At 75.3% G+C, this 16,417-nt stretch carries 13 protein-coding genes; 9 read left to right on the plus strand and 4 right to left on the minus strand.

Features of this window, described 5'->3' with window-relative positions:
- Positions 1-336 precede the first annotated feature (336 nt).
- The 8 genes from kdpF to BJ968_RS26855 all read left to right on the plus strand — a co-directional run bounded on the left by kdpF (position 337) and on the right by BJ968_RS26855 (position 11,219).
- A complete protein-coding gene (gene kdpF / locus BJ968_RS25885) occupies positions 337-426 on the plus strand; it encodes a K(+)-transporting ATPase subunit F (protein WP_170127220.1) in 90 nt (29 codons plus the stop codon).
- Positions 426-2,099 (plus strand): potassium-transporting ATPase subunit KdpA, encoded by a 1,674-nt coding sequence (kdpA, locus tag BJ968_RS17095; protein WP_179753872.1) that lies wholly within the window; start codon positions 426-428, stop codon positions 2,097-2,099. Before kdpF ends, kdpA begins: the two co-directional genes overlap by 1 nt.
- Positions 2,096-4,186 carry a potassium-transporting ATPase subunit KdpB gene (kdpB, locus tag BJ968_RS17100; RefSeq protein WP_179753874.1) on the plus strand — a complete coding sequence of 697 codons (2,091 nt, stop codon included), beginning with the start codon at positions 2,096-2,098 and terminating at the stop codon, positions 4,184-4,186. The genes kdpA and kdpB overlap by 4 nt, the downstream gene beginning before the upstream one ends.
- Positions 4,187-4,191: 5 nt before the next feature.
- Positions 4,192-4,788, plus strand: coding sequence for a potassium-transporting ATPase subunit KdpC (gene kdpC, locus BJ968_RS17105; protein WP_179753876.1), 597 nt, complete (start codon positions 4,192-4,194; stop codon positions 4,786-4,788).
- Between the two features lie 46 nt (positions 4,789-4,834).
- Positions 4,835-7,369, plus strand: a complete 2,535-nt coding sequence (locus BJ968_RS17110) for a DUF4118 domain-containing protein (RefSeq protein ID WP_179756897.1) — start codon at positions 4,835-4,837, stop codon at positions 7,367-7,369.
- On the plus strand, positions 7,366-8,043 hold the full coding sequence (locus BJ968_RS17115) for a response regulator (RefSeq protein WP_179753878.1): 678 nt from the start codon (positions 7,366-7,368) through the stop codon (positions 8,041-8,043). The genes BJ968_RS17110 and BJ968_RS17115 overlap by 4 nt, the downstream gene beginning before the upstream one ends.
- 84 nt (positions 8,044-8,127) lie before the next feature.
- Entirely contained in the window at positions 8,128-10,065 is a 1,938-nt protein-coding gene (locus BJ968_RS17120; protein ID WP_179753880.1) for an APC family permease, read from the plus strand.
- Positions 10,066-10,139: 74 nt separating this feature from the next.
- On the plus strand, positions 10,140-11,219 hold the full coding sequence (locus BJ968_RS26855; protein ID WP_179753882.1) for a SpoIIE family protein phosphatase: 1,080 nt from the start codon (positions 10,140-10,142) through the stop codon (positions 11,217-11,219).
- 34 nt (positions 11,220-11,253) lie between these two features.
- On the opposite strand, the gene glpK is transcribed toward BJ968_RS26855, so the two are convergent.
- From glpK to BJ968_RS17140, 3 genes are all read right to left on the minus strand, one after another.
- Positions 11,254-12,765: a glycerol kinase GlpK gene (gene glpK, locus BJ968_RS17130; protein ID WP_343078086.1), complete on the minus strand. Its 1,512-nt coding sequence runs from the start codon at positions 12,763-12,765 to the stop codon at positions 11,254-11,256.
- A 126-nt stretch (positions 12,766-12,891) separates the two neighbouring features.
- Positions 12,892-13,644 carry an IclR family transcriptional regulator domain-containing protein gene (locus BJ968_RS17135; protein WP_179753887.1) on the minus strand — a complete coding sequence of 251 codons (753 nt, stop codon included), beginning with the start codon at positions 13,642-13,644 and terminating at the stop codon, positions 12,892-12,894.
- A gap of 34 nt (positions 13,645-13,678) precedes the next feature.
- The gene (locus tag BJ968_RS17140; RefSeq protein WP_343078088.1) at positions 13,679-14,689 is read right to left on the minus strand and encodes an ROK family transcriptional regulator; all 1,011 of its coding nucleotides are present in this window, start codon (positions 14,687-14,689) and stop codon (positions 13,679-13,681) included.
- Positions 14,690-14,711: 22 nt separating this feature from the next.
- On the opposite strand from BJ968_RS17140, the gene BJ968_RS17145 reads away from it, so the two are divergent.
- A complete protein-coding gene (locus BJ968_RS17145; RefSeq protein ID WP_179753888.1) occupies positions 14,712-15,896 on the plus strand; it encodes an MFS transporter in 1,185 nt (394 codons plus the stop codon).
- On the opposite strand, the gene BJ968_RS17150 is transcribed toward BJ968_RS17145, so the two are convergent.
- Entirely contained in the window at positions 15,868-16,404 is a 537-nt protein-coding gene (locus BJ968_RS17150) for a beta-class carbonic anhydrase (RefSeq protein ID WP_179753890.1), read from the minus strand. The two genes, BJ968_RS17145 and BJ968_RS17150, sit on opposite strands and share 29 nt — an antisense overlap.
- Between the last annotated feature and the right edge of the window lie 13 nt (positions 16,405-16,417).

Raw genomic sequence — 16,417 nt, forward strand, 5'->3', positions numbered from 1 at the left:
GCACCCGGCGGGGGAGTGCCCGGGGAGAGGGCCGGTCCGAGGGGGACACCGATGTCTCGCAAGCTGCTGCTCGTCTACGGCGCCGTCCTGCTGGCGGTGGTGCGCCCGGCGCGGCGCTGAGGGCCCGCCCGGCGGCCCGTCAAGCCCGCGTCAAGACCCGTCAGGGCGGCGTCAAGGACGCGTCAGGACCGCCGGTGGTGCGCTGCGGCGGTGGTGTGGTGAACCCGCAAAGAGTCCACCTCACCCAGGAGTCCTCGTGCTCGACGTCGGGTTCACCGCCCTGACCCTCCTCCTCGCCGTGGTCGGCGCCCTGCTGGTCCGCGCCCTGGAGCGCCGGTGAGCGCCACGGCGGCGGTGGGCCTCGTGCTCGCCGTCGTGACCGCCGGTTACCTGCTGTACGCCCTGCTGCGCCCGGAGAAGTTCTGATGAGCGACGCGACCGCCGGGCTCCTGCAGATCGGTCTGCTCGTCGTCGTCCTGGCGGCGGTCCACGTCCCGCTGGGCGACCACATGGCCCGGACCCTCACCGGTGCCCGCCACCTGCGCGTCGAACGGGGCCTCTACCGGGTGCTGCGGGTCGACGGGGACGCCGACGTCCGCTGGCCCACCTACGCCCTCGGCGTGCTGGGCTTCTCGACCGTCTCGATCCTGTTCCTGTACGCGTTCCTGCGCCTGCAGCGCTTCCTGCCGCTGTCGCTGGGCATGGCGGGCATGGAACCCACCCAGGCCTGGAACACGGCCGTCTCCTTCGTCGCGAACACCAACTGGCAGTCCTACTCCGGGGAGTCCGCCGTCGGGCACCTCGTGCAGATGGCCGGGCTGGCCGTCCAGAACTTCCTGTCCGCCGCCGTGGGCCTGGCGGTCGCGGTCGCGCTCGTGCGCGGTCTGGTCTCGCGGGGCGCCGGCACGATCGGCAACTTCTGGGTCGACCTGACCCGGGCGACGCTGCGGATCATGCTGCCGCTGTCCGTCGTCGGTGCGGTCGTGCTGCTGCTGACCGGGGTGGTGCAGAACTTCTCCGGCGGCACCACGTACACGACGCTGGCGGGTGGGTCGCAGACGATCGTCGGCGGTCCGATCGCCTCCCAGGAGGCCATCAAGGAGCTGGGGACGAACGGCGGCGGGTTCTTCAACGCGAACTCCGCACACCCCTTCGAGAACCCGACCCCCTTCTCGAACCTCTTCGAGATCCTGCTCATCCTCGTCATCCCGTTCAGCCTGCCCCGCACGTTCGGGACCGTGGTGGGCGACCGCCGCCAGGGCAACGCCGTCCTGGCCGTCATGGGCGCCGTGTTCGGGATCTCCCTCGCCGTCACGACCTGGTCGGAGACGCACGGCTTCGGCACCGTCCCGCAGGCCGTCGGCTCGGCGATGGAGGGCAAGGAGACGCGGTTCGGCGAGTGGGCCTCGACGTTGTTCGCCACGGCGACGACGTCCACCTCGACCGGTGCCGTGAACTCCTTCCACGACAGCTACACCGCGCTCGGCGGCGGCATGGTGATGCTCAACATGATGATGGGCGAGGTCACCCCCGGCGGCGTCGGCTCGGGTCTGTACGGGATGCTCGTCCTGGCGATCATCACGGTGTTCGTCGCCGGGCTGATGGTCGGGCGCACCCCGGAGTACCTCGGCAAGAGCATCCGGCAGAAGGAGATCACCTGCGCCGCGCTCTACATCCTGGTGACCCCCGCGGCGCTGCTCGTCGGGACCGCCGTCGCGCTGTCGAGCGCCGACACGCGGTCGGCGCTGCTGAACGACGGACCGCACGGGCTGACGGAGGTGCTCTACGCGTTCGCCTCGGCCGCCAACAACAACGGGTCCGCGTTCGCGGGCCTGGCCGCCAACACGCCGTTCTACAACGTCGCGCTCGGCCTGGCGATCTACGTCGGCCGGTTCCTGCCGATGGTGTTCGTCCTCGCGCTGGCCGGCGCGTTCGCGGCGCAGAGACCCGCGGCCGCCACCGCCGGGACCCTGCCGACCCGCACCCCCACGTTCGCCGGCATGCACCTGGCCGTCGTGGTCGTCGTGACCGCCCTGACGTTCTTCCCCGCCCTGGCCCTCGGCCCCATCGCCGAGGCCGTCTCTGGAGCCCAGTCGTGACCACCCTCACCGAGAAACCCGGCACGCAGCGGCCGGTGACGCCCCACCGCGTCTCCAGCGGGGCGTTCAGCCCCCGCCAGCTCGTCCAGTCGCTGCCGGACGCGGTCCGCAAGCTCGACCCCCGGCACCTGGTCAAGACCCCCGTCATGTTCGTCGTCGGGCTCGGCGCCGTCCTCACGACGGTCCTGGCCGTCACCGACCCGTCGGTGTTCGCCTGGGTCATCGTCGCCTGGCTCTGGATCACCGTGCTGTTCGCCAACCTCGCCGAGGCCGTCGCCGAGGGGCGCGGCCGGGCGCAGGCCGCGTCGCTGCGCAAGGTCAGCTCCGAGACCGTCGCCCGCCGGCTGCAGGACGGCCGGGAGACCCGCGTCCCGTCCTCCCAGCTGCGCGTCGGCGACCTCGTGGTCGTCGAGGCCGGTGAGACGGTCCCCGGGGACGGCGACGTCGTCGAGGGCGTCGCCAGCGTCGACGAGTCGGCCATCACCGGGGAGTCGGCGCCCGTCATCCGCGAGTCCGGCGGTGACCGCAGCGCCGTCACCGGCGGCACGACCGTCCTGTCCGACCGGGTCGTGGTCCGGGTCTCGGCCCGGCCCGGGGAGAGCTTCGTCGACCGGATGATCGCCCTCGTCGAGGGGTCGGCCCGGCAGCGGACGCCCAACGAGATCGCCCTGAACATCCTGCTGGCCAGCCTCACCCTGGTGTTCCTGCTGGCCGTGGTGACCCTGCAGCCCATGGCGATCTACTCCGGCAGGCCCCAGAGCCTGGTCGTGCTGGTGGCGCTGCTGGTCTGCCTCATCCCCACCACCATCGGCGCGCTCCTGTCGGCCATCGGCATCGCGGGGATGGACCGGCTCGTCCAGCGCAACGTCCTGGCCGTGTCGGGCCGCGCGGTCGAGGCCGCCGGGGACGTCGGGACCCTGCTGCTGGACAAGACCGGGACCATCACCCTCGGGAACCGGCAGGCGCACGAGCTCGTCGCCGCCCCCGGGGTGACCCTGGCCGAGCTCGCCGACGCCGCGCAGCTGTCCAGCCTCGCCGACGCCACCCCCGAGGGGCGGTCCGTCGTCGTGCTCGTCAAGGAGCGGTTCGGGCTGCGGGCCCGCGAGGACGGCGAGCTGGCCGGCGCCGAGTTCGTGCCCTTCACCGCCCAGACCCGCATGTCCGGCGTCGACCTGGTGACCGGGCAGGGCACCCGGCAGGTCCGCAAGGGCGCCGCGGCCGCCGCGACCCACTGGGTGCGCACCCTCGGCGGCGAGGTGCCCGCCGAGGTCGGCCAGGTCGTCGAGGACGTCTCCACCGCCGGCGGGACCCCCCTGGTCGTCGCGGAGAACTCCCGCGGGACGGCCCGGGTGCTGGGCGTCGTCCACCTCAAGGACGTCGTTAAGGAGGGCATGCGCGAGCGGTTCGAGCAGCTGCGCGCCATGGGCATCCGCACCGTCATGGTGACCGGCGACAACGAGCGCACCGCCCGGGCCATCGCGGCCGAGGCCGGCGTCGACGACGTCCTGGCCGAGGCGACCCCGGAGGACAAGCTGGACCTCATCCGCCGCGAGCAGTCCGGCGGCCGGCTGGTGGCCATGATGGGCGACGGCACCAACGACGCCCCCGCGCTGGCCCAGGCCGACGTCGGCGTGGCCATGAACACCGGGACGACCGCGGCCAAGGAGGCCGGGAACATGGTCGACCTGGACTCCAACCCGACGAAGCTCATCGAGATCGTCGAGATCGGCAAGCAGCTGCTCATCACCCGCGGCGCGCTGACGACGTTCTCCATCGCCAACGACATCGCGAAGTACTTCGCGATCATCCCGGCGATGTTCGTCACGACGTTCCCGGGCCTGCAGGCGCTGAACGTCATGCGCCTGGCGACCCCCGAGTCGGCCATCGTCTCGGCCGTCGTGTTCAACGCGCTCGTCATCGTCGCCCTCATCCCGCTGGCCCTGCGCGGGGTGCGGTACCGCCCCTCCAGCGCCGCGGCCCTGCTGCGCCGCAACCTGTGGGTCTACGGCCTCGGCGGCGTCGTCGTGCCGTTCCTCGGCATCAAGCTCATCGACCTCCTCGTCTCCCAGATCCCCGGAATCGGTTGATCCCCGTGTCCCTCACCGTCACCAACCTCCTGCGCCAGGCCCGCACGGGCCTGCTGCTCCTCCTCGCCGCCACCCTCGTCCTCGGCGTCGCCTACCCGCTCGCGGTGTTCGCGGTGGGCCGGCTCACCCCCGGCCGCGCCGACGGGCAGCTCGTCAGCGCCGGCGGCGCCCCGGTCGGGTCGCGCCTCCTCGGGCAGGCCTTCACCGGCGACGAGTGGTTCCACCCCCGCCCCTCCGCGGCCGGGGACGGGTACGACCCGACGGCCTCCGGCGCCTCGAACCTCGGCCCGGAGAGCACCGACCTGCTGGCGACCGTCGAGGAGCGGCGCGCGGCGGTCGCCGCGGCCGACGGCACCGACCCGGCCGCCGTCGCCCCCGACGCCCTCACCGCCTCGGGGTCCGGGCTCGACCCGGACATCTCCCCGGAGTACGCCCGCCAGCAGGTGGCGCGCGTCGCGCAGGCCCGCGGGCTGAGCACCGCGCAGGTGGACGGGCTCGTGGCGCAGCACACCGCCGGCCGGCAGCTGGGGTTCCTGGGCGAGCCCACGGTCAACGTCCTCGCCCTCAACCTGGCGCTGCGGGACCTCGCCGCGCGTGGGTGACACTGGACGGGTGAGCCCCGCCCCCGCCGCTCCCGCCGCCGACGTGGTGCGCCGGGGGCGGCTGCGGGTGTTCCTGGGCGCCGCCCCCGGCGTCGGGAAGACGTTCGCCGCGCTCGACGAGGCGCACCGCCGCCTCGACCGCGGCACCGACGTCGTCGTCGGGCTCGTGGAGTGCCACCGCCGCGAACGGACCGAGGCGCTGCTGGCGGGCCTGGAGGTCCTGCCGCGCCGCACCACCCACCACCGCGGCCTCGAGGTGGGCGAGCTCGACGTCGAGGCCGTCCTGCGCCGCCGGCCCGAGGTGGTCGTCGTCGACGAGCTCGCCCACACCAACGCGCCCGGCGTCGTGGAGGCCGGCGGCCACGCCAAGCGCTGGCAGGACGTCGAGCAGATCCTCGACGCCGGCATCGACGTCGTCTCCACGGTGAACATCCAGCACCTGGAGTCCCTCAACGACGTCGTCGAGCACATCACCGGCATCGAGCAGCGCGAGACGATCCCCGACGCCGTGCTCCGGGCGGCCGACCAGGTGCAGCTCGTCGACATGACCCCCGAAGCGCTGCAGCGCAGGCTCTCCCACGGCAACGTCTACGGCGCCGACCGGGTCGACGCGGCGCTGTCGAACTACTTCCGCACCGGCAACCTCACGGCGCTGCGCGAACTGGCGCTGCTGTGGCTGGCCGACCGCGTCGACGAGGGGCTGGAGCGGTACCGGGCCCAGCAGGGCATCGAGGCGACGTGGCCCGCGCGCGAGCGCGTCGTCGTCGCCCTCACCGGGGGAGCGGAGGGCGCCACGCTGGTGCGCCGGGCCGCCCGGCTGGCCGGCCGCGGCGCCGGCGGGGAGCTGCACGCCGTCCACGTCGCCCGCGGCGACGGCCTGGTGCGCAGCTCACCGGCCCGGCTGGCCGAGCAGCGCGAGCTCGTCGAGGCGCTCGGCGGCACCTACCACCAGGTCGTCGGCGAGGACGTCGCCACGTCGCTGCTGGAGTTCGCCCGCGGCGTCAACGCCTCCCAGATCGTCGTGGGCGCCAGCCGGCACCGTCCCCTGGCGTCCCTGTTCCGGCGCAGCGTCGGCGACGGCGTCGTCCGGGGGGCCGGGGCGATCGACGTCCTCGTCGTCACCCACGACCAGCAGGCCCGGCCCTTCGGGCTGCCCCGGCGCGCCGGGGCGGCGCTGCCGGGGTCGCGCCGGGTCCTGGGCTGGGTCGTCGCGCTGCTGGGCCCGCTGGCCGTCACGGGCCTGCTGGTCCTGCTGCCCCACCAGGACCTGTCGACCGACCTCATGGCCTTCCTCGTCGTGGTCGTGGCCGCCGCCCTCGTCGGCGGTGTCCTGCCCGCGCTGGCGGCGGCCCTCGTCGCGGGGCTGGCCGTGAACTGGTTCTTCACCGAGCCCGTGCACCAGTTCACGATCGCCCAGCCCGCCAACGCCATCGCCCTCGCGGTGTTCCTGCTCGTCGCGCTCGCGGTCTCCAGCACGGTCGACACCGCGGCCCGCCGCACCCGCGACGCCCAGCGCTCCCGCGCCGAGTCCGAGGCGCTGTCGGTGCTGACCCGCACGGCGCTGCTGGCCGCCGACCCGCTGACCGAGGCGATGCGGCACACCCGCCAGACCTTCGCGGTCGACTCCGTGACCCTGCTCGAACGCGCCGACGCGCGGTCGCCGTGGACGGTCGCCGCGGCGACGGGGGACCCCGTGTGCACCCAGCCCGGGGACGCCGACGCCGAGGTGGTCGTCGACGACCTGACCTGCCTGGTCCTGCGGGGCCGGTTGCTGGTGGCCGACGACCGGCGCGTGCTGGAGGTGTTCGCGGCGCAGATCGCGGCGGTCCGGCAGAAGCAGCGGTTGCGGGCCGAGGCCGCGCAGGTGCGCCGGCTGGAGGAGGGCGACGCGGTGCGCGGGGCCCTGCTGACGGCCGTCTCGCACGACCTGCGGACCCCGCTGGCGACGCTGAAGGCGTCGCTGGACAGCCTGCGCGCCAAGGACATCGACCTGCCCGAGGACGTCCGCGACGAGCTGCTCGCCGAGGTGGGGCACTCCGCCGACCGGTTGCAGGGGCTCATCGACGACCTGCTCGACCTGACGCGCGTGCGCAGCGGCGTCGTCGAACCGCACCTCGTCGTCGTCGACCTCGACGAGGTCGTCCACGCGGCCGTGCGCGACCTGCCCGGCGTCGAGGTGCGCGTCCCGGCCGACCTCCCGCCGGTCTCGACCGACCCGGGCCTGCTGCAGCGGGTCGTGGCCAACCTCGTGCAGAACGCCGTCCGGCACGGCGGGAACGGCGTGCAGGTCGACGCGGCCGTCTCCACCGAGGACGGGCACCGGGCGGTCCGGCTGCTCGTCGTCGACCACGGCCCGGGCCTGCCGGGCGCGGCCAAGGAGCGCGCGTTCACCCCCTTCCAGCGCCTGGGGGACCGGTCGACGGCCGGGCTCGGGCTCGGGCTGGCCGTCGCGCGCGGCCTCGCCGAGGCCGTCGGGGGCCGGCTGGACGCCGCCGACACCCCCGGTGGGGGGCTGACGATGGTGCTGGACCTACCGTTGGCCGGTCACGTCCACGAACTCGCGGAGGTCCGGCCCGGATGAGCCGAGTGCTCGTCGTCGACGACGAACCGGGGCTGCGGCGGGCGTTGTCGATCAACCTCTCCGCCCGCGGCTGGGACGTCACCGTGGCCGCCGACGGCGCGTCGGCGCTGGAGGCCGCCGCCGCCACCCACCCCGACGTGGTGCTGCTCGACCTGGGCCTGCCCGACCTCGACGGGCTGGAGGTCATCGCGGGCATCCGGGGCTGGAGCCCGGTCCCCATCATCGTGCTCACGGCGCGCACGGCCTCCGCCGACGCCGTGGAGGCCCTCGACGCCGGCGCCGACGACTACGTCACGAAGCCCTTCGCCATGGACGTGCTGCTCGCCCGGCTGCGCGCCGCGGCCCGCCGCGGCGCGGTGCAGGAGGCGGCGCCGGAGGTCCTCGACGTCGGCGACCTGCACATCGACCTCGCCCGCCGCACCGTCACCCGGGACGGCGAGCCCGTGAAGCTGACCCCCACCGAGTGGCACCTGCTGCAGGTGCTGGTGACCAACGCGGGCCGCCTGGTGAGCCAGACCCAGCTGCTGCAGGAGGTCTGGGGACCGGCGTACGGGCGCGAGACGAACTACCTGCGCGTGTACGTGGGGCAGCTGCGCCGCAAGCTGGAGAAGGTGCCGGGCTCGCCCGTGCACCTCATCACCGAACCGGGCATGGGGTACCGCTTCGAGCTGTGAACCGCCGGCCGCGGCGGCGGGCCGGCGTCAAGGTGGCGTCAAGACCGGCGGGTCGGGTTGCCGGGTGCGGGGTGCCGTGCGTCGATGACGGCCGTGACACCCCGTGAGTCGGCCCGTTCCTGGTTGCTGGAGGGCCTCGCCGACCGCGCGGCCCACCAGCCCGGCCCCCACCGGCGGCCCCCGCAGGAGCACGCCGGCCACCCGTGGTGGAAGGTCGTGTGCCTCACCGGCGTCGACTACTTCTCGACCCTGGGCTACCAGCCGGCCATCGCCTTCCTCGCCGCCGGCGTCATCTCGCCGCTGGCGACCCTCGTGCTCGTGCTCGTGACGCTGTTCGGGGCGCTGCCGGTCTACCGGCGGGTGGCGCAGGAGAGCCCGCACGGCGAGGGGTCCATCGCCATGCTGGAGAAGGTCCTGCCCTGGTGGGGCGGGAAGCTGTTCGTCCTGGCGCTGCTGGGGTTCGCCGCGACCGACTTCCTCATCACCATGACGCTGTCGGCCGCCGACGCCACCAAGCACGCGCTGGAGAACCCCTACGTCCCGCAGCTCCTCCAGGGCCACCAGCTCGGGATCACCCTGTTCCTGCTCGCCCTGCTCGGCGCCGTGTTCCTGCGGGGTTTCTCCGAGGCCATCGGCGTCGCCGTCGTGCTCGTCGTGGCGTTCCTGGGCCTCAACGCCGTGGTCGTCGCCGACGCCGTGCTCCACGTCGCGGGGCAGCCCGTCTCGGTGCAGCGGTGGTGGGAAGCCGTGCTGGCGCAGGGCAGCTCGCCCCTCGCCGTCGTCGGGGCCGCCCTCATCGTCTTCCCGCAGCTGGCGCTGGGGTTGTCGGGCTTCGAGACCGGTGTCCTCGTCATGCCGCAGATCAGGGGCGGCTCGGCCGGGCCGGGCCTGGTGCGGCGCGTCGCGGGGGCGCGGACCCTGCTCACGGTCGCGGCGCTGGTCATGAGCACGTTCCTGCTGGCCTCCAGCTTCGCCACCAGCGTCCTCATCCCCGCGCAGGAGTTCCAGCCGGGCGGGTCGGCGAACGGCCGCGCCCTGGCCTACCTCGCGCACGAGTACCTCGGCAACGGTTTCGGCACGCTCTACGACGTCTCCACCATCGCGATCCTGTGGTTCGCCGGTGCCTCGGCCATGGCGGGCCTGCTGAACCTCGTCCCGCGGTACCTGCCCCGGTACGGCATGGCCCCGCAGTGGGCCCGGGCCGTGCGGCCGCTCGTCCTGGTGTTCACCGCGGTGGCCTTCCTCGTCACCTGGCTCTTCGACGCCGACGTCGACGCGCAAGGCGGGGCGTACGCCACCGGCGTCCTGGTCCTCATCACCTCCGCGACCGTCGCGGTGACGCTGTCCGCGCACCGCCACGGGCAGCGGCGGGCGCGCACGTTCTTCGCCGTCGTCGCCGTCGTGTTCGCCTACACCACGGTCGCCAACGTCGTCGAGCGCCCCGAGGGCGTCCAGATCGCGGCCTGCTTCATCACCGCGATCGTCGCGGTGTCGCTGGTCTCCCGCGCCCTGCGCGCCTTCGAGCTGCGCGCCGACGGGGTGCGCTTCGACGACACGGCGCGGCGGTTCCTCGACGACGCCGCCGCCCGCGGGGCGCTGAACGTCATCGCCAACGAACCCGACGAGCGGGACGCGGAGGAGTACGACCGCAAGATGTACGACGAACGCCGCGACCAGCACATCCCCGCCGACGAACCCGCGGTGTTCCTTGAGGTCACCGTGACCGACGCCTCCGACTTCGAGACCGAACTGGTCGTCCACGGGGAGGAACGCTTCGGCCACCGCGTCCTGACGGTCCGCAGCTCGGCCGTCGCGAACTCCGTGGCCGCCGTGGCGCTCGCCGTGCGCGACGAGACGGGGGTCCTGCCCGACGTGTGGTTCGAGTGGTCGGAGGGGAACCCGCTGGTGAACATCGTCCGGTTCCTCCTCCTGGGCGTGGGCGAGGTCGCGCCCGTCACCCGCGAGGTGGTCCGGCGCGCCGTTCCCGACCCCGCGCAGCGGCCCCGCGTGCACGCGGGCTGAACCGGCCCCGCGTGCCCGCCCGGCCGCGCGACCCCGTGGTGCGGCCCGGGCCGGGGGTGCGCGAGAGTGGCGGGGTGGCGAGCCAGGAGGTGGACGGTCCCGCGGGGCGCCCCCCGGCCGCCCCGCTGCGCTGGGTGGGGCTGGGCGCGGCCACGGCCGGGGCCCTGTGCGTCGTCGACGTCGCCGGCCGGGCCTTCGAGGGGTCGTACGCGAACATCGCCGCCACCCTCGCCCTCGCCCCGGCCCTGACGGCGGTCGGCGGCACCCGGCGCCACACGGCGTGGGTGGGCGTCCTGGCGCTGGCCTGCACGGTCGCCCTCGTGCTCGCCGACGGCCTCCCGCTGGCCGCCAGCGTCGTCCGCTGCACCGTCGTGGGGGTGGCCGCGGTCGTGGCGGCCGTCGTCGCCGGCCGCCGCACCGCGCAGGTGGCGCAGCTGAAGGACCGCCGCGAGACGGCCCGGGCGCTGCAGGAGGCGATGCTGAGCGACCTGCCGGTCCTGGGCTCGCTGGACCTGACCGCCCGCTACCTGCCGGCCCGCACGGGCGACCAGGTGGGCGGTGACTGGTACGACGCCGTCGTCGGCGCCGACGGGGTGACGACCCTCGTCATCGGGGACGTCACGGGGCACGACGTGCACGCCGCGGCCCGCATGGGTCAGGTCCGGGCCATGCTGCGGGCCTACGCCGTCGAGGGCGGGCAGGGGCCCGCCGCGCTGCTGGCCCGTCTCGACGCCGCCGTGGACCTGCTGCGCCTGGACGTGCTCGCCACGGTCGCCGTCGTGCGGTTCGGTCCCGGGCAGGACCTGCGCTGGGTCAACGCCGGTCACCCGCCCCCGGCGCTGCTGCGGGCCGACGGCCGCGTCGAGCTGCTCGCCGACGACCTGCAGGACGTGCTCGTGGGGGTGCTGGGCGACCCCGTCCGCACCGAGCGCACCGTGCCGTTCGGCGTCGGGGACACGCTGCTGCTCTACACCGACGGCCTCGTCGAGCGCCGCGGGGAGGACCTGCGGGACGGCAACCGCCGGCTGCTCACGGCGCTGGCGGCGCACCGGTCCGCGGCTCCGGCCGGGCTCCTCGACGGGGTCCTGCGCGACGTGCTCGGCCCCGACCACCTCGACGACGTGGCGGTGCTGGCGGCGCGCCTGCTGCGGTGAGCCGGGCCGGGGGTCGGGCCGGTGGGCCGCCGGGTCAGTGGCGGATCCAGCCGAACGTCCGCTGCACGGCCTGCTGCCAGTCCTCCCAGCCGCGCTCGCGCACCTCCGGTTCCATGGCGGGCCGCCATTCCCCCGCGCGGTGCCAGCGCCGGCGCAGCGCGTCGGTGTCGGGCCAGAAACCCACCGCGAGCCCCGCCGCGTACGCCGCGCCCAGCGACACGGTCTCGCTGACCATGGGCCGCACGACGGGGGCGTCGAGGACGTCGGCGACGGTCTGCATGAGCAGGTTGTTGCTCGTCATGCCGCCGTCGACGCGCAGCGACGTCAGCCGCAGCCCCGAGTCGGCGTCCATCGCCTCGACGACCTCGCGGGTCTGCCAGGCCGTGGACTCCAGCGCGGCGCGGGCGATGTGGCCCTTCGTGACGTACGACGTCAGGCCGATGAGCAGACCGCGCGCCTCCGCCCGCCAGTGCGGGGCGAACAGGCCCGAGAACGCCGGCACGAAGTAGCAGCCGCCGTTGTCCGGGACGGTGCGCGCGAGGGTCTCGACCTCGGGGGCGGTGGAGATGAGCCCCAGGTTGTCCCGCAACCACTGCACGAGCGCGCCCGTCACGGCGATGGACCCCTCCAGCGCGTACGCGGGCGGTTCGTCCCCGATGCGGTGGGCGACCGTCGTCAGCAGGCCGTGCGAGGACCGGGTGATCTCCGAGCCGGTGTTCATCAGCAGGAAGCTGCCCGTGCCGTACGTGCACTTGGCCTCCCCGGGGGAGAAGCACGTCTGGCCGAACAGGGCGGCCTGCTGGTCGCCGAGGGCGGCCCCGATGCGCGCGCCGGGCACCACCGAGCGGGCCAGGCCGTACACCTGCGAGCTGGGGACGATCTCCGGCAGCGCCCGGCGCGGGATCCCGAACACCTCCAGCATCCCGGGGGAGTAGTCGAGGGTCCGCAGGTCCATGAGCATCGTGCGGCTGGCGTTGGTGACGTCGGTGACGTGCCGGCCGCCGTCCGGGCCGCCCGTCAGGTTCCACACCAGCCAGGAGTCGATGGTGCCGAACAGGACGTCGCCGTTCTCGGCGCGCCGGCGCAGCGCGGCGTCCTGGCGCAGCACCCACGCGATGCGGGGACCGGAGAAGTACGTCGCCAGCGGCAGCCCGCACACCTCGGTGAACCGGTCCGCGCCGCCGTCGGTGGCGAGCTCCTCGACGAGGTCGGCGGTGCGGGTGTCCTGCCAGACGATCGCGGGCCCCACGGGGTCGCCCGTGCGCCGGTCCCACGCGACGACGGTCTCGCGCTGGTTGGCGATGCCGATCGCGACGACGTCGGCCGGGGTCGCCTCCACCTGGGCCATGGCCTGCGGGACGAGCCGGGCGACGTTGCGCCAGATCTCGGCGGCGTCGTGCTCGACCCAGCCGGGGCGGGGGTAGTGCTGGCGGTGCTCGCGCTGGGCGACGGCGACGAGGCGGCCGGCGTGGTCGAAGAGGATGCACCGGGTGGAGGTGGTGCCCTGGTCGACGGCGACGACGTAGCCGCGGTGCTCGTCCCTCACGGGCGCCATCCTGCCCGACGCGCCCCCCGCCCCCCGCCCGGTCACCGAAGTGCCCGATCACCACTGTGCTTGATCACCGCGGGAGGGGAACCCCCACCGTGATCAAGCACTCTCGTGATCAAGCACTCAGCCGTCGCGGGCCCCGAGGCCGCGGGAGATGGACCGCGCGGCCTGCCTCACGGCGGGGACCAGGCCGGCGCGGGGGCGGCCGCGGGCGTCGACGAGGCGCTCGCTGTCCCCGTCGATGCCGATGGCGCCCACGACGAGCCCGCCGAGGTCGCGCACGGGGGCGGCGATCCCGGCGACACCGGCCTCCAGCTCCTCGACCTCCAGGGCCCAGCCCTGCTCCCGCACGGCGGCCAGGGTCCGGCGCAGCGCCGCGGGGTCGACGACCGTGCGGGCCGTCATGGCGACCAGCCGCCCGCGCGGGCGGACGGGGGCCGAGGCCAGCAGCACCTTCCCCAGCGCGCAGGCGTGCGCGGGCAGCGACAGGCCGGTGCGCAGCTCCTGGGCGCTGTCGTCGGGGCGGAACACGTGGTGCACGACGAGCGCGCGGCCCTCGGCCAGCGTCGCGAGCCGGACCGACTCCCCGGTGCGGCTGGCCAGGGAGTCCGCCCAGTTCACGGCCCGGGCGCGCAGGTCGTTGGCGTCGATGCGGGGGCGTCCCAGGTCGGCCAGGTCGGGGGCGGCCCGGTAGTCGCCGTCGGGGTCCTGGACGACGAACCCCACGTCGACGAGGGTGCGGACGATGCCGTGCGCGGTCGTCTTGGGCAGCCCGAGGGCGTTGCCGATGTCGACGACGCCGAGCCCCTGACCGGCCCCGGCGAGCAGCCGCAGGACGGCCGCGGCGCGCTCGATGGACTGGATGGGCCCGGGCACGGGGCCCATCCTGGCGCAGCGGGCGCGCCGGGGGTCAGCGCAGCACCGCGTCCCACACCAGTTCGGCGGCCCCCACGACCGGACCGTCGGCGCCGAGCGCGGCGGGCAGCACGGGTGGGGGGTCGGCCCGGCGCACGTCCATGAGCCCGCGGGCGAACTCCGCCGCGAACCCGGGCCGGCCCACGAGCGCCCCGGCCCGCCCGCCGAGGGTGACCAGGTCGGGGTCGAGGGAGTTCACCAGGCCCGCCGTCCCGCGGGCGAGGGCGGTGACGACCGGGTCGCCGTCCCCGCCCAGCGCGGTGCCCCAGCAGCCGGTGGCGCCGCAGCCGCAGCGCACGGCGGGGTCGCCGAGGGGCAGGTGCCCGAACTCGCCCGTGGCGGTGTGCCGGCCCTCCAGCAGCAGGCCCTCGCGCACGACCGCGCCGCCGAGGCCCTCGGCCAGGTGCAGGTGCAGGTGCAGGCCCGCGCCGGTGGCCGGGCCCCGCACGGACTCGGCCAGCCCGGCGCAGCGGGCGTCGTTGGCGTGCCGCACGACCCGGGTCGCCAGCCGGCCGGGCCAGGCGGCGCGCAGGTCGACGTCGGTCCAGCCCAGCAGCGGCGCGTCGAGCCGGGACCCCTCGCGCACGGGGCCGGGGACGGCGAGCGCCGCGCCGCGCAGCCGGTCGCCGAAGCGGCGGGAGGCGCGGCGGGCGGCGGCGCGCACGGCGTCCAGGACGGGGGCGGGGGCCGACCCGTCGTGGGTGCCGGACTCCTCGGTCACGGTGGTGCCGCCGAGCTCGACGACGCGCACGCGCCAGTCGCGGTGGTCGACCTGCCCGGCGAGCACCAGCGGGCCCTCGGGGTGGGGCAGCAGGGGGCGGGTGGGCCGTCCGCGGCGGCCGTCGGAGCGGGGTTCGCCCTCTAGGAGACGGCGTTCGGCGACGAGGGTGGCGACGGCGTCGGTGGCTGCGCCGGAACTGGTCCCGAGGGTGCGGGCGGCCTCGGCGCGGGTCAGCCCGGGGGTGCGGTGGACGAGCCGCAGGAGGTCGGCCCTGGTTTTGCTCACGTCACGAGGATAAGCTGCCGCGGTGCCGCGACGAAGGACCCTGCCCGCCACCGCCCTGCTGGCCGCGACGATGTTCGCCGCGGTCACCACCGAGGTCCTGCCCGTCGGCCTGCTGCCGCAGCTGTCCGCCGCGTTCGGCGTCGGCGAGGCCGGGATCGGCTGGTGGGTCACCGCCTACGCGCTCGTCGTCGCCGTCGGGGCCGTGCCGCTGACCTCCGCGCTGGCGCGGGTGCGGCGGCGCCCCGCGCTGGTCGCCCTGCTGCTGGCGTACGCCCTGAGCAACGCCGTCGTCGTCGCCGCCCCCGGCTACGCCGTCGCCGTCGCGGCCCGCCTGCTGGGCGGCCTGGCCCACGCGGGCGTCTTCAGCGTCGCCGTCGCCACGGCCGTCGCCCTCGTCCCGCGCGAGGAGGCCGGGCGGGCCCTGGCCCTGGTCAACGGCGGCATCGCCCTGGCCCTCAGCCTCGGGGTCCCGCTCGGGACGGCCGTGGGCGAGGCCGTCGGCTGGCGCTGGGCCTTCGGGGCGACCTCGGTGCTGCTGCTCGTCCTGGCCGCGGCCGCGCTGCGGCTGGTGCCCGCCACGCTGGCCGCCCACGAGGACGTGCCGCCGGTCCTGCCGGCGCTGCGGCGCCCCGGGCTGCCCGGGCTCGCCCTCGCCACGGTCGCCCTGACCCTGGGCCACTACGGCGTCTACACGTACGTGACCCCGGTCGTCCTGGCGGCCGGGGTGCGTCTGGACCACGTGAGCCTGGTCCTGTTCGGTTACGGCGCAGCCGGTGTCGTCGGCGTGCTGGTGGCCGGTGTGGTCGCCGACCGGCACCCGCTGGCGGCGCTGCGCGCGAGCGTCGCGGTGCTGCTGGGCTGCGTCGTGGCCGTCGTCCTGGCCGGGTCGGCCGCGCCGACGACCGCCGTGGTCGCCGTGTGGGGCGCGGCCTTCGGGGCGCTGCCGACGCTGCTGCAGACCGTCGCCCTGCGCGTCACGGACGGCAGCGACGCGGCCCCCGCGGTGGTCAACGCGAGCTTCAACGTCGGCATCGGCGGCGGGGCCGTGCTCGGGGGGTCCCTGCTGGGCGCCGGGCCCGGCTGGCAGGCCGGGGTGGCGGGCGCGCTCGTCGCGTGCGGGCTGCTGCTGACGAGGGGCGCCCGCCCGGCCCGGCTCCCGCAGCCGGTCCCCGGCGCCGTCAGCCCCGGGGTGCGTCCTCGGCGGTGACGTCGGCGCCCACGACCATCTCGATGGCCCCGGTCCGCACGTCGTAGACGCCGCCCGCGACGGGCATCGTCGGCGGCAGGAACGGCCAGGACCGGATGCGCTGCACGTCGTGCACGAGCGTGGCGCGCTGGTCGGAGATGGTGCGGAAGTCGATGCTGCGCGTGTCGACCCCCTCGGCCAGGACCTTGGCGTGCACGGCCGCGTCGGTGTTCTTCGTCATGCCGCAGTCGGTGTGCGCCAGCAGCAGCACGCGGTCCACCCCCAGCAGGTAGTGGGCCAGGACGAGGGTGCGCAGGGTGTCCTCGGTGACGCGCGCGCCGGCGTTGCGCAGGATCTTCGCGTCGCCCTTGGCCAGACCCAGCATCTCCAGCGGCGAGATGCGGGAGTCCATGCAGGTGATCACGGCGAGGCCGACCCCGGCGAGGCCGGGGCGGCCGTCGTCGACGAAGGTCTCGGCGTACGCGGCGTTGGCGGTCAGGACGTCGGCGAAGGGATCCACGGGGGACATCTCACCACCTCCG

Source organism: Kineococcus aurantiacus (assembly GCF_013409345.1).
Classification (GTDB): Bacteria; Actinomycetota; Actinomycetes; order Actinomycetales; family Kineococcaceae; genus Kineococcus; species Kineococcus aurantiacus.

Bases quoted from the DNA above. Each gene is read 5' to 3' on its own strand.
- kdpA (WP_179753872.1), top strand. From the start codon at position 426: ATGAGCGACGCGACCGCCGGGCTCCTGCAGATCGGTCTGCTCGTCGTC.
- BJ968_RS17115 (WP_179753878.1), top strand. From the start codon at position 7,366: ATGAGCCGAGTGCTCGTCGTCGACGACGAACCGGGGCTGCGGCGGGCG.
- BJ968_RS17120 (WP_179753880.1), top strand. From the start codon at position 8,128: ATGACGGCCGTGACACCCCGTGAGTCGGCCCGTTCCTGGTTGCTGGAG.
- BJ968_RS17150 (WP_179753890.1), bottom strand. From the start codon at position 16,404: ATGTCCCCCGTGGATCCCTTCGCCGACGTCCTGACCGCCAACGCCGCG.